This is a genomic window from Epilithonimonas hispanica (assembly GCF_003385395.1).
Taxonomy (GTDB): domain Bacteria; phylum Bacteroidota; class Bacteroidia; order Flavobacteriales; family Weeksellaceae; genus Epilithonimonas; species Epilithonimonas hispanica.
In genome coordinates this window covers 104,323-129,188 of the sequence record NZ_QNUG01000005.1, presented here as the reverse complement: position 1 = coordinate 129,188, position 24,866 = coordinate 104,323, and the positions used below count along the sequence as shown (strand labels likewise).

The 24,866-nt window shown below is 34.9% G+C and carries 19 protein-coding genes and 1 pseudogene; 4 read left to right on the top strand and 16 right to left on the bottom strand.

Annotated elements, in window-relative coordinates:
* Nucleotides 1–265: transposase (locus DRF58_RS03515; RefSeq protein WP_157966701.1), on the top strand; the 265-nt coding region annotated here is incomplete at its 5' end.
* A 204-nt stretch (nucleotides 266–469) separates the two neighbouring features.
* Here DRF58_RS03515 and porW read toward each other — a convergent pair.
* From porW to DRF58_RS03490, 5 genes are all read right to left on the bottom strand, one after another.
* Nucleotides 470–3,022 (bottom strand): type IX secretion system periplasmic lipoprotein PorW/SprE, encoded by a 2,553-nt coding sequence (gene porW, locus DRF58_RS03510; protein ID WP_116032881.1) that lies wholly within the window; start codon nucleotides 3,020–3,022, stop codon nucleotides 470–472.
* Nucleotides 3,023–3,105: 83 nt separating this feature from the next.
* On the bottom strand, nucleotides 3,106–3,678 hold the full coding sequence (locus DRF58_RS03505; protein ID WP_116032878.1) for a Maf family nucleotide pyrophosphatase: 573 nt from the start codon (nucleotides 3,676–3,678) through the stop codon (nucleotides 3,106–3,108).
* Between the two features lie 10 nt (nucleotides 3,679–3,688).
* Nucleotides 3,689–4,210: a KdsC family phosphatase gene (locus DRF58_RS03500; RefSeq protein ID WP_116032876.1), complete on the bottom strand. Its 522-nt coding sequence runs from the start codon at nucleotides 4,208–4,210 to the stop codon at nucleotides 3,689–3,691.
* A 76-nt stretch (nucleotides 4,211–4,286) separates the two neighbouring features.
* Entirely contained in the window at nucleotides 4,287–5,189 is a 903-nt protein-coding gene (locus DRF58_RS03495; RefSeq protein ID WP_116032874.1) for a GLPGLI family protein, read from the bottom strand.
* 90 nt (nucleotides 5,190–5,279) lie between these two features.
* Nucleotides 5,280–7,997 (bottom strand): TonB-dependent receptor, encoded by a 2,718-nt coding sequence (locus DRF58_RS03490; RefSeq protein WP_116032872.1) that lies wholly within the window; start codon nucleotides 7,995–7,997, stop codon nucleotides 5,280–5,282.
* 232 nt (nucleotides 7,998–8,229) lie between these two features.
* Between DRF58_RS03490 and DRF58_RS03485 the strand changes: the two genes are divergently transcribed.
* Nucleotides 8,230–9,111, top strand: a complete 882-nt coding sequence (locus DRF58_RS03485) for a cupin-like domain-containing protein (protein WP_116032870.1) — start codon at nucleotides 8,230–8,232, stop codon at nucleotides 9,109–9,111.
* A gap of 83 nt (nucleotides 9,112–9,194) precedes the next feature.
* Here DRF58_RS03485 and gdhA read toward each other — a convergent pair whose 3' ends face one another.
* From gdhA to DRF58_RS03470, 3 genes are all read right to left on the bottom strand, one after another.
* Complete coding sequence (gene gdhA / locus DRF58_RS03480; protein WP_116032867.1) at nucleotides 9,195–10,553, bottom strand: NADP-specific glutamate dehydrogenase; 1,359 nt, start codon at nucleotides 10,551–10,553, stop codon at nucleotides 9,195–9,197.
* A 182-nt stretch (nucleotides 10,554–10,735) separates the two neighbouring features.
* Nucleotides 10,736–11,842, bottom strand: a complete 1,107-nt coding sequence (gene dprA, locus DRF58_RS03475; RefSeq protein WP_116032865.1) for a DNA-processing protein DprA — start codon at nucleotides 11,840–11,842, stop codon at nucleotides 10,736–10,738.
* A gap of 31 nt (nucleotides 11,843–11,873) precedes the next feature.
* Entirely contained in the window at nucleotides 11,874–12,650 is a 777-nt protein-coding gene (locus DRF58_RS03470; protein ID WP_116032862.1) for a rhomboid family intramembrane serine protease, read from the bottom strand.
* 142 nt (nucleotides 12,651–12,792) lie between these two features.
* Here DRF58_RS03470 and DRF58_RS03465 point away from each other — a divergent pair, with 142 nt between their 5' ends.
* Together DRF58_RS03465 and DRF58_RS03460 are read left to right on the top strand one after the other, a co-directional pair.
* A complete protein-coding gene (locus DRF58_RS03465; RefSeq protein WP_116032861.1) occupies nucleotides 12,793–13,899 on the top strand; it encodes a DUF3078 domain-containing protein in 1,107 nt (368 codons plus the stop codon).
* 42 nt (nucleotides 13,900–13,941) lie between these two features.
* Nucleotides 13,942–14,805 (top strand): annotated as a pseudogene (locus tag DRF58_RS03460) (DUF3078 domain-containing protein).
* A 29-nt stretch (nucleotides 14,806–14,834) separates the two neighbouring features.
* Here the strand turns inward: DRF58_RS03460 and msrA are convergent.
* The 8 genes from msrA to DRF58_RS03420 all read right to left on the bottom strand — a co-directional run bounded on the left by msrA (nucleotide 14,835) and on the right by DRF58_RS03420 (nucleotide 24,856).
* Nucleotides 14,835–15,488, bottom strand: a complete 654-nt coding sequence (msrA, locus tag DRF58_RS03455) for a peptide-methionine (S)-S-oxide reductase MsrA (protein ID WP_116032905.1) — start codon at nucleotides 15,486–15,488, stop codon at nucleotides 14,835–14,837.
* Nucleotides 15,489–15,581: 93 nt separating this feature from the next.
* Entirely contained in the window at nucleotides 15,582–16,553 is a 972-nt protein-coding gene (locus DRF58_RS03450) for an ROK family protein (protein ID WP_116032858.1), read from the bottom strand.
* A gap of 158 nt (nucleotides 16,554–16,711) precedes the next feature.
* Nucleotides 16,712–17,917 (bottom strand): PepSY-associated TM helix domain-containing protein, encoded by a 1,206-nt coding sequence (locus DRF58_RS03445; RefSeq protein WP_116032857.1) that lies wholly within the window; start codon nucleotides 17,915–17,917, stop codon nucleotides 16,712–16,714.
* A gap of 43 nt (nucleotides 17,918–17,960) precedes the next feature.
* Complete coding sequence (locus DRF58_RS03440) at nucleotides 17,961–19,901, bottom strand: TonB-dependent siderophore receptor (RefSeq protein ID WP_116032854.1); 1,941 nt, start codon at nucleotides 19,899–19,901, stop codon at nucleotides 17,961–17,963.
* A gap of 24 nt (nucleotides 19,902–19,925) precedes the next feature.
* The gene (locus DRF58_RS03435) at nucleotides 19,926–20,153 is read right to left on the bottom strand and encodes a hypothetical protein (protein WP_116032851.1); all 228 of its coding nucleotides are present in this window, start codon (nucleotides 20,151–20,153) and stop codon (nucleotides 19,926–19,928) included.
* A gap of 147 nt (nucleotides 20,154–20,300) precedes the next feature.
* Nucleotides 20,301–23,372 (bottom strand): preprotein translocase subunit SecA, encoded by a 3,072-nt coding sequence (gene secA / locus DRF58_RS03430; protein ID WP_116032849.1) that lies wholly within the window; start codon nucleotides 23,370–23,372, stop codon nucleotides 20,301–20,303.
* Nucleotides 23,373–23,476: 104 nt separating this feature from the next.
* Entirely contained in the window at nucleotides 23,477–23,698 is a 222-nt protein-coding gene (locus DRF58_RS03425) for a DUF2795 domain-containing protein (RefSeq protein ID WP_027382805.1), read from the bottom strand.
* A gap of 129 nt (nucleotides 23,699–23,827) precedes the next feature.
* On the bottom strand, nucleotides 23,828–24,856 hold the full coding sequence (locus tag DRF58_RS03420) for a GDP-mannose 4,6-dehydratase (RefSeq protein ID WP_116032847.1): 1,029 nt from the start codon (nucleotides 24,854–24,856) through the stop codon (nucleotides 23,828–23,830).
* Between the last annotated feature and the right edge of the window lie 10 nt (nucleotides 24,857–24,866).

The following is a 24,866-nucleotide window of genomic DNA, read 5'->3' as shown; positions in this document are numbered from 1 at the left end:
GCTTTTCACTAAACTTAGAAAAAATATGAAAAATCATATTATGAAAATGGAAGATAAGATTTTACTCCGAAAAAGAGCCATAATTGAAACGATTAATGACGAACTAAAAAACCATTGTCAAGTGGAACACACCCGACACAGAAGCGTCAATAATTTTATGATCAATATTTTGGGAGGACTAACAGCCTATTGTTTCTTTCCAAAAAAACCGTCACTCAACTTGAAAAAAGTAAATGACGGTCAATTATTTTTGAACTTCGCTTAACCCGAACTCAGGTTAATTTATAAAAAAACAAATAATCTGGGGTACAAAACCGCAAAAAGACGAATAACAATGGAACTTCGAGATATGATTACGGCTATTTTAATCGTTTTTGCAGGAGGAGACCCTACAAAAGTTTTTAAAACCAAAACATAAAAAATGGCCGGATTTTTTTTCCGACCATGACTAAGCAAATTGCTCTCTTTTTTATTTTCTTTTACGTTGTTGATTCTGATTTTGCTGTTGCGACGACATTGTATCTGGCATCCCAGGAATTGCTGGTCCAGACGCTTTCCCTCCCTCACTAGCATCTAATTCTTGTTTTAGTTGCTTCGCTTTCTCTTCATCCACAGACATTTGTCGCGGCGGTTTTTGAGAAATTGCATTTCCAGACTCATCTGTAAGCTCTAGTTTAACATCACTTTTCAGATACTTCAGCAGTTCTTTTGCTTTGATACCTTCTGGTGTTTTAGCATAATTAAGAACAATCTGTTCCAACTGCAGAATCATGATCTCTTTACCTGCAGTTTTCCCTGCATTATAGGCATTTAATAAGTAAAACTTAGGAACCAATGCATCTTTTGGATGATCTACAATTGCTTTATCTATCATCTCAGATGACTCTTTAAACTTCTCCGTTTCATACAGCTTGTAAGCATCCGCATACAATTTTTCTACATCCGCAGTGGATTTATTAAAATCTTTGCTTTTAGGATTTTTTACAAATTCTGCATAAGATGTATATGGATATTTTTCCAAAATGAGAGCCTTTGCTTTTTCTGCTTCAACAGGATTTTTTTCGTAATTGAAAACAAAAATATTGTACAAAGCCTGCAAATCTGTCTCTTCATCTGGTTTTGCATCAACTAGATCAAAAAGAGTTTTTGTAGCCAGTTTTGTATTGCCAAAATAGTTCTCATACATCGTTCCCATTCCTAGGCTTGCTGTGTCTCTATCTTTTTTAAGCTTTCCTAATTCTCCGGCAGAAGTTGGGATTTTCTCGATATAAAATTCTGGCTCCAAACGTCTTGGGTCTGGAGCATTAGCTAATCCTAAAGCTTCGTTTTTTAACTCCTCAATAGTTGACGATTTTGCAGAATAGCGCCAGTTATCAGCTAGGGTTCTGTTTCCCCACGTCTGCTTAAAAGAACTTTCTCCTCTCGGGATATTATTAGAATTAGCAAAGTAAAAGGTAGAACCTCCAGTAATCCCAAAGTTTTGAAAACTATTGGCATCAGTAGAATTGCCTGCAAAAATAGAATTGGCATTATAGTCAGAATTGTCAAAACCTTTGCTGCGCTCTGCTCTTCTTTTTTCTAGTTCTTCTGCCGCTTCTTTTGCTTTTATTTTTTCAATATGTTTCGCAAAATATTCTCTTTGCTGATCGGGAGACATTTTTGCTAAATTAAGTATACTATCATTTTTCTTAACTATATAATAGTTCTTTGACAGTTTTTTGATATTGGCGGTAAGACTCGTCAGTCTCTCTTTTTCCGGTTGATAGCTCATCACAGCCAAAGCACTATCATAATAGATACCTGCAGTAAGATAATCATCCTTAGAAAAATACTTCTTTGCAATTTCCGAGTATGTAAGTCCACGAATCTGTGGATCGGACTGTTTTTCCTTCAAAGCCTTTCTGAAAAAAGAATCTGCTATAGAATCTTTGGTTGCAGAAGTGGCAATCAAACCACTTGCATAATACAACTCGTTTTTGCGAGAAGCGTAAGTCCCTTTTTTGGCAATATTAGCAATGTAAGCGATTGCTTTTTCGTAGCTATCTGTTTTGTTATCAAAAGTTTTAGCAATCTCGATTTGAGATTTCACTTCAAATTCATAGCTGTTAGCATATTTGTAAGCTGCAGCAAATGACTCTCTGGCCTCCTCTTTTTTATTAAGGCTAGAAAGAATCTGACCACGTAAAAAAGCAATTCTGCTTTTCGTTTTTCTTTCTTTGTTGTACGTGAAAGCTTCTTCCAAGACTTCGGCTGCAAGTTCTTTTTTGCCCCATTTCAGGAAATTGTCTGCTTGATAAACCTTTAGAATTCTTAGATGTTCTTTTTTAAGTTTGATTTTCGGATTTTCCTCAAGATCTTTGAAAACCTCATCAGCACGGTAATATTCTTTTAATTTGGTATAATTAGCGGCTTTGTAAATATGCGCCAAAGGAATCCTTTTATCTTTATCCATCGTATTGAAAAGATAACTAAGAGCATCCAAAGATTCTAGATATTTCCCTTGATACATTCTTGCTTTTGCTAAAAGAATGTAAGCATCAAATATCTTCTTATTTTTCTCAACACCATTTACTAAAACAGAATATTTTGTAATCGCTTTTATAGCTTTAGCTTCGGTGATCTGTAGAATAGTTGCGCCTTTTTTGTTGCCATTATTCCCAGAGCTCGCCGCCATTGTTCCATTACTACTATTATTAAAACTAGCCGTATTAGCAGATCTAGAACTTCTCCCCCCAATTCCCATTGGCGCACCAGAATCGTTGTTACCACTGGAAAAACTATTGGGCTCAACAACAACATCCTCTGTTGTATAAACAGAGATATATGGATCATAAAAATTATCCACATGTGCTTTGTCCCGATTTTCCATTTCAGCATTCAAAGCTTCTTTACTATTGAACAAAGTATTGTGGTATGTCATAAATCTATTGACTGGTCCACTTTTGGTTTTCTTTTTCTTTTTACGCGGATTACAGGCCAATACGCTTACAACAGCAAGTATGATTAGTAAATATTTTCTCATCTAATTATTTCAATTGGAAATTGAGTCTTCAATATGTAAAAATAACGAAATTTTGCAAGGAAAATTATCTAAAGAGCCGGGTTTTAAAAATTCTCTGGAAAGCAGTTCATTTTTTTGAGTTCTTCGTAAACCAAATCTACCGGAAAACCCATCACAGAATAGAAAGACCCCGAGATGTTTTTGATTTTTGCCATTCCCAGCCATTCTTGGATTCCGTAGGATCCGGCTTTGTCAAAAGGTTTATAATTTTTGATATAAAAATTAATCTCTTCATCACTTATTTCTGAAAACTCAACATCAGTTTTACTGGTTTTGCTAATTTCTGAATCGGCAGTTTTAATAGTAAAAGCGGTGTAAACCTGATGCGTTTTTCCAGAAAGATTTTTAATCATTTCAAAAGCTTCTGCTTCATTTTTTGGTTTGAGAAGAATTTTTTGGTCCAATGCAACAATCGTATCGGAAGTCAAAAGAACCTCATTTGGATTGACATCGAAAGCTTTTGCTTTTTTCTCAGAAACATATTCCGCAATTTGATTAGGTTTCAAATCTTCAGGATAAGACTCATCAACATCAATTTTAACAATTTCAAATTGATAACCTAATTGAATTAATAGTTCTTTTCGCCTAGGCGAATTGGAAGCTAGTAATAATTTCATTTACAATTATTTAAGCAGATTTTATCTCTTCGTCAAGATTCCATTTTCCTTGGACTTTCATCACTTGTTCTATCACGTCCCGAACCGCTCCTTTCCCACCAAAAACAGGCGAAATATAATCCGAAACAGCCTTAACTTCCGGGACAGCATTAGCAGGACAAGCAGAAATCTCCGCCACTTTCATAATCCCAATATCAGGAATATCGTCACCCATCATAAGAATTTCGGAATCCTGTAAATTGTATTTTGATTTGAAATCTTCGTAGTCAGAAATCTTGTGAGAAGACTTGGCATAATAATCTTTGACACCCAGATATTCCATTCTATTTTTGACCATCGGATCGTTTCCGCCTGTGATAATTCCGATGATATAATTTTGCTTCAAAGCCTGAACCACGGCATATCCATCCAGAACGCTCATAACACGTGACATATTTTGATCCGGCAAAAGGTAAACACTTCCATCTGTAAAAACTCCATCTACATCAAAAACAAAGGCTTTTATATTTTTAAGTTTTGGTAAGTAACTCATTTAAGATTTATTAAAAAATTAGAATAAAAAAGTCCCCAAAATTGAGGACTATAAAAGTAAGGATTTTATGTAGAAATTAAGGATAAAGAGCCGGTTCTATTTTGTTATTATCCTGTTTGATCTGGTCTTTTTGGAACTTTTCCATATTTCTAAGCATTTCAGCAGGATCTGTCATTTCTTTTCCATTGATATTGACTCTCATCTTCACTCCAGGTCTTGAAATCATTTGCCTCATATCTTTTACTGGATCGTTTTTATAATCTTTCCACTGTTTTATAAATTGATCTTCCGTCACTTCCAGCTCTTTCCCACCTGCAAGCGATCCTATTCTTACAGTTCTTCCGCCAACAGTTGTGTCATTATCTGTTTTTTCAATTTTTTCTACCTCATCAAATTTTTTGCTTCCTGCAAATTTGAAAACGTGCGTTCTTGTAGAGTCTTCCATTTCTAAGACTAGACCTGGCAATCCGTGAAACTTATAAGGTCCATCCTGAAAAGGGAAATCTTGCGAAAACCAAGCTGTCCAAATTCTTCCACCAAAGTCAAGACTTGCTTTTTGAACATCGAACTTATCAATCGTTTTTTTTTCGGGAAGTATTTTCCAATCCATTTTTTTGAAATCTGACACATCAAAACGGTTTTGCCCCATCGAGGTATGAAGATTAATCTTGAAATCTGGATATTGTTTCACCACAGAAAATGGCACTTTTGAAGGATTATTATCATTATAATTAATATTGGTAGATCCCATCGACAATTGCTTTTGCACATAAGCTTCTTTGATAGAATCGCTCACAAACTTTTTCCTGCTGTAGAACTTGCTGCCGTCTTTTTTGATATCCAGGTACATCAGTTCTGTATCCATAGAATCTTTTTTCTCGATATTCGAAATAAACTTGTACTCGTACATTATTCTAGTTCCTTGAGCGAAAATGAATAAGTTCAAAAAGCTCATCATTAATAAAAATATTTTTTTCATACCTAAAAATCTAGTGATTTAAAATTAAGAAAAATAAAAAGGCAGACGAAAAAAATCGCGCTGCCTTTTTGGTTATAATAAAATAGTGTGTTACTTGAAATTGAACTTTACGGTGAACATAAATTGGCTTGGACGGATGTACATTTGATTGGTCGTTACAAGTTGCTGTAAAACATCTACATTTACCGTTTCATAAACTTTTCTGTTGGCGATGTTCAACCATTTGAATTCGAAATCAATTTTTCTCTTAACCCAAGTATATTGATAAGATAAGTCGAAGAAAGAGTTTCTAAAGCTTTGCCCACTTGCTTTTGTAGACAGATCATCCCAGTTGAAACCAAAAGTATGATTATCGCTTGGATAAATATAGGCTGCTAGATTATGATTCCAACCGCTGGATTTGAAAACTGTATTGTCATTTTTGTTGGTATTTTTGCTCCAGTTCAGATTGATGTTATAATCTAAACTAAACCAACTGAAATATGTGTTGTTAAATTTGATCCCCAGGGTTTGTCTACTGTTTGCAGACTCTCTTAAATCGGAATTAAAATAAGAGAAAGAATTGGAATCTGTATTGGTACCGCTTATAGATAGATTGGTTTTGAATTTTGGAAAATATTTGCCAATTTCTGCACCTTCTGTCTGAGTTCTGATTGAGTTCTCCTTACTTTGCAATTCTAACTCTGAGATGAAACCATTAGTTTTATAACTTTCTATTAAGTTTCTTTTGTTGGTAGAATAGTTATATCTCACATTGAAGAACAAATTATTCAAAGGGTTTCTATACTCTAGTCTGGAGCCAATCATTCTGCTCAAATATTCTGGCATCTCAATATTGTCACTAAATCTTTTTTGCAAATTGGTAGGACTTGTCAGCATATTTCCGCCATACAGAAATCCGAAGTTTCCAAAATCATAAGATTGATTGGCGAAAGCCCAGATTTTGAAAAAAGATGCAAAGTCTAGGTTTGCAAAGAGGTTTGGCTCAAAAACAGTTTTACTTTTATCCAAATAATTTTGTCTGATATTATCTTTGTAAGTAATACCATAGAAATTCATGGGAAGCGTTAGGTTTAGGTTGAAGTTTTGAGATTTGAAGTTAACACCAACTTGAGTATATGGCATTACTTCGTTCCAATCCATATCATTTTGTCTATCTGTTCCAAGGAAATAATTATTATTACTAACCTCTCCTGTAATAGCAGATTTTAAATTGTTAAAATTCATATTCAAACCAAACTCTGGTGTGAATGTCCATTTCCTATAAGAAAAGCCTACAGAAGCGGAGTGATTAACTTCGAGGGTTTTGGAAATGGCGTATTGTCTAATTTTATCAAAATCGCTAAATCCAAAGTTTTCCATATAGTTTCCTGGAGAAACCGTAAGTGTCTGCTTGTCTTTCTGATACTTAACATAACTCATAAAATTAACAAGCTTATCGTTCCAAGGAATAATTGTGCTTAATGAATTTTGGAATGTTCCTGTTGGAGAATCTAAAGACTCGTCCGCAAATTTATGAATTGGTGTTGCTGTAGGATCATTTGCTAATGGAGGGAGATTGTTGTCTACATTGGCTCTATCTGTATTCCAGAAGCTGTTCCAAGTTGTTGTGTTTTTGAAAAATCCTTTTTTAGCATTCTTTGTGAAAATTAATTCACCTTTTGCAGCATTATCAAAAAATCTATTATTGGTGCTTGAAATAAAAGTCCCACCTGTTCCGATTGTAGGAGAGCCGGCTTCATAGACTTTTGTTTGTAAATCTTCTCTCTTGATGCTATTATTAGTGTAAGAAGCATTCGCTTTCAGTTCCCATTCTTTATTTTTGAAAGGACTTGTCAAAAGGTTTGCTGAAAAGAAATGAACATTATTCAAAAGATATCTTTTTTCAGGTACATCCGGAGTTCCAGCAGTTTCTATATTAGTCCAAGATTTTTGACCCGCCTGAGATCTTCTCCCTTCCCAACGACTTCCGAAGCTTAAAAGATTACCTTCTTTTTCTACACTTTCTCCGTTATTATTGGCTTTGTAATTTACAACCCATTGGTTTTTCTGCCCAAAGAACATAGGCGTCAATTTCACATTCCAAAGCAACGGAGTGAAACCTGCACCAATCTCTCCACGACCAGTCATAGTCACAGATTTTTTCAGTTTGATATTAAGTGCAGCTTGTTCAGAAGGAACTTTATCTCTAAGGATACTTACAGGCTGGTGATTTTCTAGAACCTCAACTTTTGAAACCGCATCTTTTGGTAAAGAATTATTAACTGTTCCGTATCCACCTTCCATAAGATCTTTCCCGTTTACATAGAATTTGTTAATCGCTTCACCTTGATAAAGAACAGTTCCATCTTTGTTAACTTCGATGCCTGGGATTTTTTTCAAAACATCGGCAAGCGTTCTGTCATTTTTATTTTCAAAAGATTTAAGGTCGTAAGAGATTGTGTCACCTTTTTTGGTTATCAATTTTGTTTTAAGTCTCACTTCTTGGATTTCTGTAGCTTGAGAATCCATTGAGAAATTAAGCTTTTGATCACTGTTGGTAATAGAACGCGTAATTGGTTTTTGATTGAAGGCTTTTATCTTCAAATCAAGATTAGTCTCAGAAGAGGTAAAAGTGACTCTATACTCTCCCTTAGAATTAGAAATTCCGTAAGCAAGAATTGCATTTTTTCCCGGTTCTTCGATTGTTACACTTGCACTAGCAAGCGGTTTACCATCACCATCGTTAATTAATCCAGTAATTGTCTTTTGCGCAAATACTGTCAAAGTAAAACTTAGCACAAAAAGGATAAATAGAATTTTTTTCATTGTTATTAATTGTATCACTAAAACATTAGTAAAAGAAACTTACAAAATGTTACAAACTTTTTATTGGAGTATAAAAAAAAGAAATAAGTTAAATACAAAAACCGTATAAATACCTCAACATCCATCGATTTATAAATTCAATCCAATTTATATAATTAATATAAACTAAGGAATGGTTTTTTCTTGGTTGAATGTAAAATTTAATAAATTTGTTCCTTAATATTACATTAACATGGGAGTTATTCTAAAACCTATTGATATTGTAGATGATATCACCAAAGAAGAGTTCTTTGAAAAATACCTTAAGCCACGCAAACCTGTGGTAATTAAAAATATGGCTAGAAAATGGCCAGCTTACCAAAAATGGACTATGGAATATATAAAGGAAGTTGTTGGAGATGTGACAGTTCCTTTATATGATAGTGCCAAAGCTGACCCTGCTGCTCCTATCAATGCGCCAACAACAGAGATGAAGTTTGCGGATTATATCGATCTAATACAAAGAGAGCCAACAGACTTGAGAATCTTCTTCTTTGACCCAATAAAACATGCTCCGAAAATCCTGAATGATTATATTTCCCCAAAAGAATTAATGGGGGGATTTCTAGACAAATATCCAAGTATGTTTTTTGGAGGAAAGGGTTCTGTGACATTTCTTCATTATGATATTGATATGGCGCATATTTTCCATACGCACTTCAATGGAAGAAAACACGTTCTGCTTTTTGATTATAAATGGAAAGAGCGACTTTATCAAATCCCTTACGCCACCTATGCCCTAGAAGATTTTGATATAGAAAATCCTGATTTCGAAAAATTCCCAGCTTTAGATGGTATTGAAGGTATCGAATGCTTTCTGGAACACGGCGACACACTTTTTATGCCGACAGGTTGGTGGCATTGGATGAAATACCTTGATGGTAGTTTTTCAATTTCTTTAAGAGCTTGGGACAAAAGCTGGGCTGTGAAAGCACACTCGCTTTGGAATCTTACAGTTCAAAGAAACTTTGACAACTTTATGAAGAAAAACTTCAAAGCCAATTATATGAATTGGAAAGAGAAAAAAGCCATCGAAAGAGCCAATCATGCTTTAAAAAGAGGTTTACCAAGATAATTTACAAAAGGTAAAATCAACATAAAAAAAAATGCAACTAAATAAATCAGTTGCATTTTTTATATATTAAAAATAATTTGGTCTTAAACTACACCTTGCGCCAACATTGCTTCGGCTACTTTTACGAAACCTGCGATGTTTGCACCTTTTACATAATTCACATAGCCGTCTTCTTCTTTACCATAATCTCTACAAGCTTTATGAATACCAATCATAATCTCTTTCAATCTTGCATCCACTTCTTCTGAGCTCCAGTTCAATCTGATTGAGTTTTGAGTCATTTCCAATCCAGAAGTTGCAACACCTCCAGCATTAGAAGCTTTTCCTGGAGAGAAAAGAACTTTATTATCCAAGAAATAGTTAATCGCTTCCAAAGTAGAAGGCATATTAGCCGCTTCAGTTACACATAGACAACCGTTTGCTACCAATTTGATTGCATCTTCAAGGTCCAATTCGTTTTGAGTTGCAGACGGGAAAGCAATATCACATTTCACTTCCCAAGGTCTTTTCCCAGCAAAGAATTCTGCTTCAGGATATTTTTTTGCGTAATCTTCAGCTCTGTTATTTCCAGAAGCTCTTAATTCTAGAAGATATTCGATTTTTTCTCCTGAGATTCCATCTTTATCGTAGATATAACCATCTGGTCCAGAAATAGTAACAACTTTTCCACCAAGATCATTGATTTTTTTGATAACTCCCCAAGCTACATTTCCAAAACCAGACACTACAACCGTTTTACCAGCAATAGATTCGTTGATAGTTTTCAACATTTGCTCAGCGAAATAAACTACACCATAACCAGTTGCTTCTGGTCTGATTAAAGATCCTCCGTAAGCCAAACCTTTACCTGTTAGAACTCCTGTAAACTCGTTTCTGATTTTTTTGTACATCCCGAAAAGGTAACCGATTTCTCTCGCTCCAACACCAATATCTCCCGCAGGAACGTCTGTTTCAGGACCAATATGCTTGCACAATTCCATCATAAATGCTTGACAGAAACGCATCACTTCCATATCAGATTTACCTTGAGGGTCAAAATCTGAACCTCCTTTTCCACCTCCCATTGGAAGCGTAGTCAAACTATTTTTGAAAACCTGCTCAAAAGCTAGGAATTTAAGAACACTTAAGTTAACTGTTGGATGGAATCTGATTCCTCCTTTGTATGGTCCGATAGCAGAATTCATCTGGATTCTAAAACCTCTGTTCACTTGGATTTCTCCATTATCATCGATCCATGGCACACGGAAAATGATTACTCTTTCCGGCTCAGCCATTCTCTCTAGAAGCTTCATTCCGGTATATTCTTTTTTTGTAGCGATGAAAGGAATCACGGTCACCGCAACTTCTTTTACAGCCTGGATAAATTCTGGTTCATTAGGATTTTTGGCTTCAATTTTTGCCATAAATTCCTGAATCTTTTGTTCAACGTTATAGTGTTCCATTATTCTATAATTATGACAACAAATTTAATTTTATTTTCGAATTTCGCAAGTAATATTTTGATTTTTATTGAAAATTTAACGATATTAATTAAGTTTTTTGCATAATGTATAATTATGTCTTATGTGTTAATAATTTTTGAATTTAATATTAAATTACTTCAAGTTTCAAAAATGTCACTTTTCTAGCTTATCTGATATTGTCGCCCAGAAAGGCATTTGACATAACCATATATCTCCAAATCAAGAAGAATTGGTAATAATTTATGATGTAGAATACCTGTTTTTTCGGCTAATTCGTCCAAAGAAATTGTATGTTCATCTATGATAATATCGAGAACTTTTTGATGTTCGACTTTGGAAGAATCCAGGACGATTTTTGCTTTTTCTTTTGGGAAAAGTTCGGGTTGAAGGGAAAGATTGAGGTTTTCAATCAGTGATTTGATATTGACAATCGTTTCTGCTTTGTTCATCGCAATTAACTGATTACAGCCTTGGCTATAAACATCTATGATTTTTCCTGGCAAAGCAAAAACATCCCTATTGTACTGATTCGCTGCTGTAACTGTAGTCATAGAACCGCCACCATAAGCCGTTTCTACAACAATCAGCTGAGGAGAGAACCCAGCAATGATTCTGTTTCTTTGTAAAAAATTCTCTTTCACCATTCCTTCAAAAGAAGCGTATTCTGTAATCAGAGCACCATTGTTTTCAAGGATTTTCTTTGCAAGATTTTTATTGGAAGCTGGATAAATCTTGTCCAGGCTTTGAGCTAAAACAGCAATTGTTGGGATTTGATTTTTAAGAGATTCTTCGTGGACAGAAGTGTCCGCACCAAGAGCTAATCCACTTACCGTACAAACTTTCGTACCTGACAATTCCGTTAGTAAATCTTGAACAAAACTCTTCCCATAAGAAGTCAATTTCCTTGTCCCGACAATACTTATTGGATTGAAGTCATTACTAAGATTCCCTTTGTAGAAAAGAAGAATTGGAGCGTCGTCACAATTGAGAAGATGTTTCGGGTAAAGTTTTTCGTTTTGCGAAATAATGTTAATCCCTTGTTTTTCACAGAATTTCAACTCTTTTTCAGCTTGTATTAAAAAGTCTTTGTTTCCAATATCCCTAATTGAATTATTTCCAATTCCTGATATTTCTAAAAGCGTTTTTTTCTGAGATTCCCAGACTTTTTTGGCTGAACCAATATTGTCTAAAAGTTTTTTGAGATTGATATTGCCAATGTTTTTGCACTGCTTAAGCGCGAGAGTATAAAGAAGTTCTTCGGGTGTCATAAGGTCATTTGTGTTCTGACCAAATTAAGAATTATTTTTCATTTCTCCGAATTTCATCCAGATATTCCCAAATATTATGTTGTTTCAACTGGGGAAGTTCTTCAAAGTCCTCTGGATGATTGGCGATGTATTCTTGCCACATTTTATCGTCTCTTTCGTTGTAATAATTTGGATATTCCCAGATGAATTTTCTTTTTTTTTCTTCTCCAATCTTTCTGAAAATCAATGCAAGTATAACTCCGGTAATACTTCCTGCAAGATGCGACTGCCAGCTGATTTTACTCGGTTCCTGTAATTGAGAAAAAAATTCTTCCGGAAAAATCCCCCAAATCAAACTTCCGTAATACAAAGCAACAAGAAGAGAAATAGTCAACAACTTCATATTCCAACGAAAAACTCCACTGAAAAAAATGAAAAATGCCAGCATATAAACCAATCCACTTGCGCCAACGATGCAGCTATAATTCCATTGTCCTGTGACGATATCAATTGGCGGAAGCATCCAAACCAAAAGTCCAGAAGCAATCCAACCTATCAAAAATATTCTGGTAGCAATTTTAGGATAAAACTCGAATAACAAAAACAGTAAAATCGCAATTGGCATCGAGTTGCTGACAATGTGGTCCAGATTGCCGTGTAAAAGTGGAGCGAAAATCACACCCTTCAAACCTTCTGGCATCAATGGAATCAAGGCTCCACTACAACCACCGAAGAATCCAATGTTCTGCAAAAGAAAGAAACTCCACATCAATACCAACATAAAAGTTGGTACGAGGAACGATTTGAGTTTAAAAGCTTTTGTTAACATTAATTTTAGTTTCACAATTTTACAGCCAACTTTTTTCTGCGGAAATTTTGTCTGTAAAATACGACATCAGAACGTTAATTTGGTTATAAAGTCCGACTTTTCAAATTTTGATTTACTATTTTTGCCTTTAAATTTTGAATTAATGAAAAAGGTATTGGCGATATTTTGTCTTATTTTGAGTGTCGTATCTCAAGCACAGGTTACTGATTATCAGAAAATAATAGATTCAATTTCACAAAAAAAATGGGATTCTACAGGTGTTGACTTAGACAGTCTTTCTAATCCTAAGATTGTTGACATCAAGAGAATCAAAAAAGATTCGATAAAACTTAATAATAACCTTGTGATTGTTCCCGGAGGAGAAGAAGCAGGTCCAATAACCCCTTCTACAATTCTTACTCTACCGACTCTTAAGCGTTGGTTTATTTTTGGGCAAAATAGTTTAGTTTTCAATCAATCTTCTTTTGCCAATTGGTATGCGGGAGGCAATAACAACATTGGTGTTATCGGAAAGGCAAATTATAATATCGTTTATAAAAAAAACAAACATTATCTAGACAATAATATTCAGTTAGGTTATGGATTTGTTTCCTCTACAGGACAATCTACCAGAAAAACCGATGATTACATCAATGTCATGACCAACTATGGTTATGAATTGGCGCAACATTATTATTTGTCAACTGGTTTTCAATTCCTTTCTCAGTTTACAGCTGGGTATAATTATTCTAACACTCCAGATCCCGTTTATGATGATAGAATCTCAAGATTTATGGCGCCTGGTTATCTCAACTTAGGTATTGGTGTTTCTTACAATCCGAACGAAAATTTCCAGGTGATTCTGAGACCTGCGAATGGAAAATTTACTTTTGTACTAGATAAAAAACTTCAAGTAGCTGGCAATTATGGTCTTGAAAGAGATGGCCAAAGCATGAGAGCTGAGCTAGGTGCAATGGTAAATATTCTTTATAAAATCAAGCTTTTCAAAGATGCTACTTTTGTAAATCAGGTCAATTTCTTTACTAATTATCTAGAACATTCGGAGAGAGTTGACATCAACTATAGTGGAAGTTTGAATCTAAAATTCAACAAGTATATTACCACTGTTGTTACACTTGATATGATGTATGACCACGACCAAATCCAAAAACTACAAAGGAAACAAACCCTTGGAATCGGAATTACCTACAATCTGGGTTACAAAATGGAGAGAGACAGCAACACAGGCGTTATCAAACCATTTTTATAAATTAAGATTTGATTTCTATTTTCAGCAAGAATTTTACTAGCTATAAATGCTTATTCTCAGGACCAACCTGTTCAAGATTCCACAAAGCTTGGTCATTTTTGGACAGAACACATTGATGCTAAACCAATCGGGTTTCTCCAACTGGGTTGCTGGAGGCGGTAATAATGTTGGTTGGCAAGCTGGTTTCAATTACAATTTGACTTACGACAAAGATAAAGACCTTTGGGAAAATCTTATTATTCTTGGATATGGGATGAATAACACCCAAGGCGTTGGAAACAGAAAAAACCAAGATGTCATTAATCTTTCTACCAATTACGGACGCAAAATTTCTGGCAATTGGTATGCTTCTGTTGGAGCTGGATTAATGACACAATTTGAACCAGGCTACGAAGATGGGAACAATCCTGATGCTCTTAAGATTTCAAACTTTATGTCACCTGGTTATGTGAATGTGGGAGCTGGTTTTACTTATAAACCAAATGATAATTTCACAATGACTTTGAGACCTGCCAACGCAAGATTTACGTTTGTTATGGATAAAGACTTGCAGTATGCAGGAAATTACGGATTGAAAAATGATGGAGACTCTATGTTATTCCAATTCGGTTTCTTGGGAACGGCGCAGTATAAAGTAAAGTTGATGGAAAATATTACTTTACAAAATAACGCTTCTGTTTTTTCCAATTACTTAGACCATCTAGAAAGATTGGTTCTTTCCTACAGCGGAATTCTTAATATGAAGTCAATAAATATATTTCTACTAATGTGACTCTTGATTTATTGTATGACCACAATCAAATCAAGAAGACACAGTTGAAACAAACTTTGGGAATTGGACTAGCCTATAATATTGATAACGGTAAGAAAAGGTCGGATGACAAGCGGAATCAAGGTTGGAAATAATATCATTTTAAAATAAAAAAAGTGGAGAATTAATTCGCCACTTTTTCGTTTAACCAACCCAATTCTCCAAAATGTTTTTTGAATTTTTGAATCTTAGGACCAACTACTGCACTACAATATGGCTGTGTTGGATTGTCATTATAATAACCTTGATGATAAGCTTCTGCTGACCAGAATTTTTCGAAAGGAACAATCTCTGTTACATATTTCCCGTTCCATTCTTGTTTTGCTTCGGATTCTTTTAGAGATTCTTCTGCTTCCTGCTTTTGTTTTTCAGAATGATAGAAAATAGATGATCTATATTGAGTTCCAATATCATTGCCTTGTCTGTTAAGTGTTGTTGGATTATGAAGAAACCAAAAGACTTCCAATAATTGTTTATAAGAAATAACCTTTGGGTCAAATGCAATCTGAACAACTTCTGCATGACCAGTTGTTCCTGTGCAAACTTCTTCATAAGTAGGATTGTCTTTATGTCCTCCGGAATATCCAGAAATCACAGAATCCACACCTTTCAGCATATGAAAACAACTTTCCACACACCAAAAACATCCACCTGCCAAAGTGGCATATTCCAAATTGTTTTTATCCATTTTTTGATTTGTTAAAGGTTTTGTTTTTTTCTCCTGCCCATTACAGTTAATGAGAAAAAAACTGAGTATTAATAATAAATAACGATTCATTTTCGGGAAGAAAAAATCCTTTGATATTTCTATCATTTAATAGCAAAAATTATTCCTATCAAAAAGAAACATCAAAGGATTTATGAATATCAATTATTTATTTTCCCATACAAGAGCACTTGCTCCTAGAATGGCTGCATCTGCCTCATCCAACTCGCTGAAAACTAATTTTACTTTTGAGCGGAATATAGGAAGCAGGTTTCTTTCCATATGCAATTTGGCAGGTTTTAACAGAAAATCTCCAGCCTTGATAACACCCCCAAATAACAATATAGCTTGTGGAGAAGAGAACATTACAAAATTTGCTAGTGCTTCTCCTAATTTTTGTCCTGTATATCTGAAAACTTCGATTGCCGTTGGGTCTCCCTTTTCAGCACACTCGTGTACTGTTTTAGAGTTAATTGCGTCTTCAGGATATTGATTTAGCATAGAATCTGGAAACTCTGCACGGAATTTTTTAGCTGTGATAGCAATTCCAGTTGCAGAAGCATAAGCTTCAAGACTTCCTTCGGAACCTGTGCTCCAGTGTTTTCTTCCACCAGGTTTTACAATCGTATGTCCTAATTCTCCAGCAAATCCATCGTGTCCGTAAATCAGATTACCTCCACTGATGATTCCACTTCCAACGCCTGTTCCAAGAGTAATCATTATGAAATCCTTCATTCCTCTTGCTGCTCCGAACATCATTTCGCCAAGAGCGGCTGCATTAGCATCATTGGTCATTTTACAAGGAACACCAAATTTTGCTTTCATCAATTCTGCAAAAGGAACCACGCCTTTCCAAGGAAGATTCGGAGCTAATTCAATAGTCCCCGTGAAGTAATTAGCATTGGGAGCACCAACTCCAATACCGTCCAGTCTTGTATTTTGACTAACCTCGTCTATAAGAGGTTTGATGTTGACGTATAACGCTTCGATAAAATCTTCTACTTGGTTGTAGTCTTCCGTTTTTATACTTCCTTTCGCAAGGATTTCTCCGCGATGGTTGACCAAACCAAATTTTGTATTAGTTCCGCCAATATCTATTCCTATTGCTATTTGCTTAGATAAATCAATTAATGACATTAATTTTTAATTTTTTAAGACCCTAAATTTAGGGAAAAACAAACTAATATACATCAGATATTAAATTAATTTTAAATTTAAACTTGATGAAAATCATCAATAATACTAAAGTGTTTGAATGAAAAAATCCGAATAAGAAATCCGGATTTTAATATCAATTATTTGGTTTGTGTTTTCTTTCTTCTTCCCCACCAAATCATAAACCCTGTGATTGGCATTGATGCGATAATTAAACTAACAATGAAAGCAATAATTTTTGTTGGCAAACCTAATATCGCTCCAACGTGAATATCATAATTTGCTCCAACAACTTTTTCTCCAAAATTCTTATCTTTTGGATCGTGCGTGTGCAGCAATTCTCCAGAGTTTTCATCAAAAATCAAACTGCTGCTTTTGTGATAAGAATAAGACAAATGCTTTACATAAACTTCGAAATTCGGATGCTCGTGATCATCGATATGCGGATGTCCTAAGTCCAATGAAAAAGCAAACGCATCAGGATAAAGCTCAATCACTTTATCGGAAATTTTGTCCAATGTTTTGTCCGTTCTCATTTCGATTGGCGCTTTTGTTGTGATTTTCGAAAAATCAGGATAAGCTGTTTCTCCTCCCGAAAATATCACATAAATCATCGCCTGAACAACAAAGAACGCATAGAACAAACCTGTTATCGTAAGAATCAATGCGAAAATTGAAGAATAGAAACCAAGGATGTTATGAAGGTCATAATTCTTTCTTTTCCATTGCGTTGTATCTTTCCATTGGAATTTGAAACGTTGTTTTCTTGCTGCTTTATTTTTCGGCCACCAAAGAACAATTCCTGTGATCAGCATTATCAAAAAGATAATAACTGGAATCCCGACAACGTAAGTTCCCCATTCCTGCTTCAAAAGAAAACTCCAGTGGATGGATTTTACAATCGCAAAGAATCCGTTTTTCTCATCATATGTCTGCAGGACTTTTCCGGTGTAAGGATTGACGTAAGCCAGTTTGTAAATCGGAAATTCGTCAAAATAATTCCATTGATTTGGCTGATGCTCATACCAATAGAATTGGTAAGACATTTTTTTATCTATCGGAACGTTAACCCAATGGATAGGATACTTTTCTTTGGTTTGCTGGTCGACTAATTTCTCCAACTCCCGGATTGGAATCACTTTTTTGGACTCGATGTTTTGTTCGTTGTGATAGATGTATTCTTTACGAGTCAGGTTTTCTATCTCATCTTTGAAAACATAAAGCGCTCCCGTAATTGCAATTATAAAAATCAGAAAACCAATGGATAAGCCAAACCACAGATGTAGTTTGGCTGACCATTTTTTGAAAAATCCTGGTTTCTTTTTATGATGGTGTTTTTTCTTCATAGATATCTAAAAAGCCAAGTTGCAAACTTAGCCTTTTATTGTTTTAGAATTTGTAAGCTACAGAAAATCTCCAATTTCTAGGAGCCTCTGCTTGGTAATAATAATATGAGCCATAATTAGCACCAGAATATAAATATCTATTGAAAACATTAAAAATATTCAGGTTTACACGGATTTTAGAATTTTCCCAAGATGTTCCTGCATCAAATTTTATGTAATCATTCATTGCCTTAGTCGCTCCAGTAGACTCCCAACTCCAAGTTGTTCTATCAGCCAAATAACTTCCTCCAAAAGAAAGCCCAAACCCTTGGAAAGTACCTTCTGAAAAAGTATAGTTCAACCAACCATTTACTGTGTGTTTTGCATAACCTGGAACTTTATCGCCTTTTTTATTAAGAATTCTAGTTTCATAAGTTACAGGATTTGAATTTTCTACAGGGAAAGCATAAGTCGTCGTTTCTTTAAATTCATTGTCTGTGTAAGCATAATTAAAAATAGCATTGAAACCTTTAAAAATTTCACCTTTTAGGTCAAATTCTACTCCTTGAACACCAGTTTTTCCAGCAAAAATAAAATATTGGTACGTAGGATCAGTTGGATCATTAGCAACAGCATTATTTTTTTGGATGTTATAAAGTGATAATGTCGTGTTCCATTTTCCACCAAACCAATCCCTTTTCACTCCAATTTCATAGCTATTTCCTGTCAGTGGTTTTGCAGAAGAATTATCTCTAAATTTACCAGATTGGGGAGTAAAGGATTGATCATAAAGAGCATAAGCCGATGTATTATCATCAATAGAATAACTTAAACCTACTCGTGGAGACAATTTGTCTGCTTCATAAGTTGTACCGTAATCATTTTGTTTGATATTTGTATATCTAGCTGCTAGAGTTACACGCAGCTTATCGTCTAAAAATCCCAACTCGTCTTGAAGATAAACTCCAGAATAATTTTGATCAATTGTTCCACCAGGAGTTGCTCTTTGATTTAATGGTGCAGAATTCATATGAGCTATCCATTCAGCATATCCATAACCATTTACTGGAGCTTGATATGTTGTTATATTTGTATTAAAAGGGTTTTCAACTGTATCCATTGCGTGAGAAAAGCTCCAGTCAGCCAAATATTTTTTGCTTCCTAAGTCTAAACCTGTCAAAATTCTATGAGAAACAGATCCAGTTTTTTCATAGCCATTCAAATATACCTGACCAAACCTCATTATATTTGAGCCTTCCCAATAAGAAAGACGTCTAATCATTGTTCCATCAGGATTTACAGCATCGGGCCAAATATTACTTGCATCTGTATAATCATTGAGGTAAGTAACCTGCGCAGTCAACCTCCAATTTTTGTTGAATTGATGCTGTAAATTTATATTTACGGTATGATCTTCCATATTTGAGGGCATAATTCCTGGGTCGGTATGAGTAAAACTAACAGGTTTTGTAGCATAACCCTCCGTAGAGAAAACATAAGCTGAACCAACTTCAGACATTTTAGCTTTCTGATAGATGTATTCTGCCACCAAAGTTGTTTTGTCTGATAATTCAATCTTAACAGATGGATTAATAACATATCTATCGTTGAATTCGTAGTCTCTAAAGCTATTTTTTTGAGAACCCATTAAGTTTAAACGAACTGAAACTTTTTTTGAAACTCTAGAATCCAAATCTGTTTCAGCTCTGTACATATCAAAACTGCCTAAAGTAAATCTTGCTGAACCATTGAAATCTTTACCAGTAGGCTTTTTGGTAACAATATTATAAATTCCACTTGGCTCTCCTGCTGACATCAAAAATCCACCAGGCCCTTTTACAAATTCAATATGATCGACATAACTCATATCTTCAGCCAAAGGTCCCCAATTAGAAGTTACATTGACACCATTTAAAAAAGCGCCAGCTCTTGAGCCTCTCATATTGATTCGAGAGTACATTTCTCCCCAATGTTCAAGTCTTTGAGCGCCAGCAACATTTCTCAAAAGCCCATCAGTGATCGTAGTAACTTATTGGTCTTCCAATGCTTTATTAGTAATAACAGAAATATTTTGTGGAATCTTAATCAACTCTTCATCTAAACGGAGAGAAGACGATCCTTGCTTTTCGTTATATTTTTTATAGTATTTATTAAGAATAACCTCATCAATATTATTAGATTTATTAATCGTGTCATTTTCCTGAGCATAAGCAAATGTGGAAATCAATACCACAGCACTCACAATTAGTTTCTTCATTAAGGGAATAATTTTTTGCAAAGGTATTATTTTTATTAATTCTAAATTAGTTTAATGTCTGATTTTTGTCATTTAGTTAAAAACGTCAAAACAAAAAAAGCTGTTGAGTTATTCAACAGCTTTTTTAAATATTTAGAAAATCCTTTGTTATGCAGGAATTTCGCCTTTGTATAGGAAAGAAACAATCTCCTTGTTTACAGCATCTACCATTTCACTGAATAGGTAGAAAGATTCTTGTTTATAAATTACCAATGGATCTTTTTGTTCGTAAACCGCACCTTGAGAAGAACGACGAAGATCATCCATTTCTCTTAAGTGAGTTTTCCAGTTTTCATCAATAATAGCCAAAGAAATATTCTTTTCGAAATCTGTGATTAATGACTCGCATTTTGTTTCGTAAGCTTCTTTCAAGTCTGTAACGATAGTCATTGTTTTGATCCCGTCTGTGAAAGGAACCTGAATCATCTTGAACATAGAACCTTGGTTAAGATAAACATTTTCGATGATTGGATAAGCTTTTTCTTTAAGAAGATTCAATCTTAAGTCATAATCTTCTTTAGCCGCTTTGAAAACTTTATCTGTAAGCGCAGGGATTTGTAAACTTCCAAATTCTGATTCACTCACAGGAGATTCCATTGTGAAATACTTGATAATCTCGAATTCAAAATCTTTATAATTTCCAGTTGCTTTGGCTGAGGAAACAATTGCAGCAGCCGTATCGTAAATCATATTCACGATGTCATACTTCAAGTGATCTCCGAACAAAGCGTTCTTTCTTCTTTTGTAGATAACGTCACGTTGTTTGTTCATAACATCATCATACTCAAGTAATCTTTTTCTAACACCGAAATTGTTTTCTTCAACTTTTTTCTGTGCTCTTTCGATAGACTTGGAAATCATAGAATGCTGAATCACTTCACCTTCTTTATGACCCATTCTGTCCATCATTTTTGCAATTCTTTCAGAACCGAAAAGACGCATCAAGTTATCTTCCAAAGAAACATAGAACTGAGAACTTCCCGGATCTCCCTGACGACCAGCTCTACCTCTCAACTGTCTGTCAACACGACGTGAATCGTGTCTTTCTGTACCAATGATTGCCAAACCTCCGGCTTCTTTAACCTCAGCTTTTAATTTAATATCGGTACCTCTACCAGCCATATTGGTTGCAATCGTTACAACACCAGGCCCACCAGCACCAGCAACAATTTCTGCTTCCTTCTTATGAAGTTTCGCGTTAAGAACTTGGTGTTGGATTTTTCTTAATTGTAATGCTCTGGAAAGGAGTTGAGAAATTTCAACAGAAGTTGTACCCACCAAAACAGGACGTCCAGCCGATGTTAATCTCTCTATTTCTTCTATTACTGCATTGTATTTTTCACGATTGGTTTTGAAAACCAAATCTTGTCTGTCATCTCTTTGGATAGGTCTGTTGGTAGGAATTACGACTACATCCAATTTGTAAATCTGCCAGAATTCTCCAGCTTCAGTTTCCGCTGTACCAGTCATACCAGCCAGTTTGTTATACATACGGAAATAGTTTTGTAAAGTAATCGTTGCAAATGTTTGCGTTGCCGCTTCGATTTTTACATTTTCTTTTGCTTCAATCGCTTGGTGAAGACCGTCTGAGTAACGACGACCATCCATAATACGACCAGTCTGCTCGTCAACGATTTTCACTTCGCCATCAATTACCACATATTCATCATCTTTTTCAAATAATGTATAAGCTTTAAGCAATTGATTCATTGTGTGAATACGCTCAGATTTCACAGAAAACTCTCTGTATAATTCTTCTTTAGCAGCAAATTCTTCTTCTTTAGACAGATTTTTCTTTTCAATATCAGCGATTTCCGTTCCGATATCTGTCAATACAAAGAATTGAGAATCCTCGTTACCCGCAGACATATATTCTACACCTTTGTCAGTCAAATCGATCTGATTATTCTTCTCATCGATTACGAAATAAAGGTCTTTGTCCACGATCGGCATATCACGGTTGTTGTCTGCCATGTATTGACCTTCGACTTTTTGAAGCAATGCACGGTTTCCACTTTCTGACAAGAACTTGATTAATTGTCTGTTTTTAGGAAGACCTCTGTAAGCCTGAAGTAATTTGAAACCTCCTTCTTTGGTATTTCCGTTGGCAATTAATTTTTTTGCTTCGTTGAAAATTGCAGAAACTGTTTTTTTCTGAACCTCAACAATTCTATCGATAGAAGGTTTAAGAACATCATATTCTTGTCTGTCTCCTTGAGGAACAGGACCAGAAATAATCAATGGTGTTCTAGCATCATCAATCAAAACAGAGTCAACCTCATCGACAATAGCAAAATTCAATTCTCCCTGAACTAATTCAGAAGGATTGGTTACCATATTATCTCTCAAATAATCGAAACCGAATTCATTATTAGTTCCGTAAGTGATGCTTGCTTGATAAGCCTTTCTTCTAGAGTCTGAGTTAGGCTGGTGATTATCGATACAATCGATGGTCATTCCGTGGAATTGGTATAATGGCCCCATCCAAGCAGAGTCACGTTTTGCTAAGTAATCATTTACGGTTACAACGTGTACACCCCTTTCTGGCAAAGCGTTAAGATAAATTGGAAGAGTTCCTACCAAAGTTTTACCTTCCCCCGTTGCCATTTCTGCAATTTTACCGGAGTGCAATACAACACCACCAATGAACTGTGTGTCGTAATGAACCATATCCCAAACTACAGGCGTTCCAGCAGCGTCCCAAGTATTTTTCCAAACAGCAATATCACCATCTAGAAAAACAAAATCTTTTGTAGCCGCTAGCTCTCTGTCTTTGTCTGTTGCTTTAACACGGATTTCTCCATTCTGTGCCAAACGTCTGGAAGTTTCCTTAACCAAAGCGAAAGCTTCAGGAAGAATTTCATTTAGAATTTTTTCTTCAACTTCGTAAGAGTCTTTTTTCAGACCTTCGATTTTGTTGAAAAGCGCTTCTTTTTCGTCAACGTTGGTTGAGTTTTTTATTTGCTCTTTAGTATCTTCAATTTGGGTAGTAAACTTAGCAGTTGCAGATTTAATTTTTTCTTTAAATTCTGCAGTTTTATCTCTTAATCCATCATCAGTTAATGCTTGAATTCCAGATTCTACTGTCTTGATTTTTGCGACTACTTTTTTTACTTCTTTAAGATCTTTTGCATTCTTGTCTCCCAAAAAACTTTTAAGAACGGTATTTAAAAAACTCATAATTTGCTATTTGCGGTTTGCATTTAGCTTTTGGCTAATTGCGTAATGTTATTTAATAAAAAAATTTTGGCTAATTTTTTTTTAGTCAAAATTCAAAAAACGAATTAGTATTCGTCTTCGTTCCAGAGGTAATCCTCATCTGTAGGATAGTCGCTCCAGATCTCATCTATCGCATCATAGATTTCCCCTTCGTCCTCGATAGCTTGTAGGTTTTCTACAACTTCCATAGGCGCTCCAGTTCTGATCGCGTAGTCAATTAATTCTGCCTTGGTCATCGGCCAAGGTGCATCGCTCAAATATGATGCTAATTCTAATGTCCAATACATAATATTAAATTTTTTGCAAAAGTAAAAAATTAGGTGATACTTTATACATTTTGACCTTGATTTTCAACAATTTTTAAAAATTAATTTACAATAAAGAAATTATTAATATAAAAACCATCTAAAAATGAGTCAACCCTGTTTTGCCAAAAACCATTCCACAAATTTTTTTATGCCATTTTGGAAGTTTGTTGTCGGTTTATAACCAATCAAAGACTTTGCTTTTGTGATATCGGCATTGGTTTTTATGACATCTCCCGCTTGCATTGGCAGATATTTTTTCACAGCCTTTTTATCGAGGACTTTTTCCAATGTAGAAACCATCTCGTCAAGCGTTACCACTTCACTTTCACCAAGATTTACGATTTCATAAACATCGTTATTGGTCTCAAGATATTTGATCGCTTTTAAGACTCCATCTATTATATCTTGTATAAAAGTGTAATCTCTAGCTGTAGAACCATCGCCATAGAAAGGGATTTCTTGATTTTCCGATATTAACTTCGTGAATTTATGAATCGCCAAATCCGGTCTTTGTCTTGGTCCATAAACTGTAAAAAATCTCAACTGAATAACATTCAAATCATAAAGATGATGATATACGTGCCCTAAGACTTCCATAGATTTTTTAGTTGCCGCATAAGGAGAAATAGGCTTATCAACATTGTCTGCCTCGGAAAAAGGAACCTTCTCACTATTCCCATAAACGCTTGACGATGAAGCACAAACAAATTTATTAATTCCAAATTCGGTGCAAAGTTCCCAAAGATTCTGAGTACCACGGATATTAACCTCCTCATATTCTAAAGGACGCTCAATGGATGATCTAACACCAGCTAAAGCAGCTAAATGGATGACCTGATCAAACTTATGATTTCTAAAAATAGTTTCAAGTCCTTGTTTATCACGAATATCTTGAAAATAAAGAATATAATTATTTGATTCTGTTAATGATATTAATCGAGAAATATCACTTTCCTTATCACTATAATCGAATTTAGTAATTTTATTAGTTGATTCTAAAGTATTTCGGATTTTTATCTTGTAATCATAAAACGAATCAAAATTGTCAACATTAATGACAGAATGTCCATTTTTCAAAAGTTGTTCTACTAAATGAGAACCAATAAATCCACTTCCTCCAGTGATAAGATAATTCATAACATCAGTT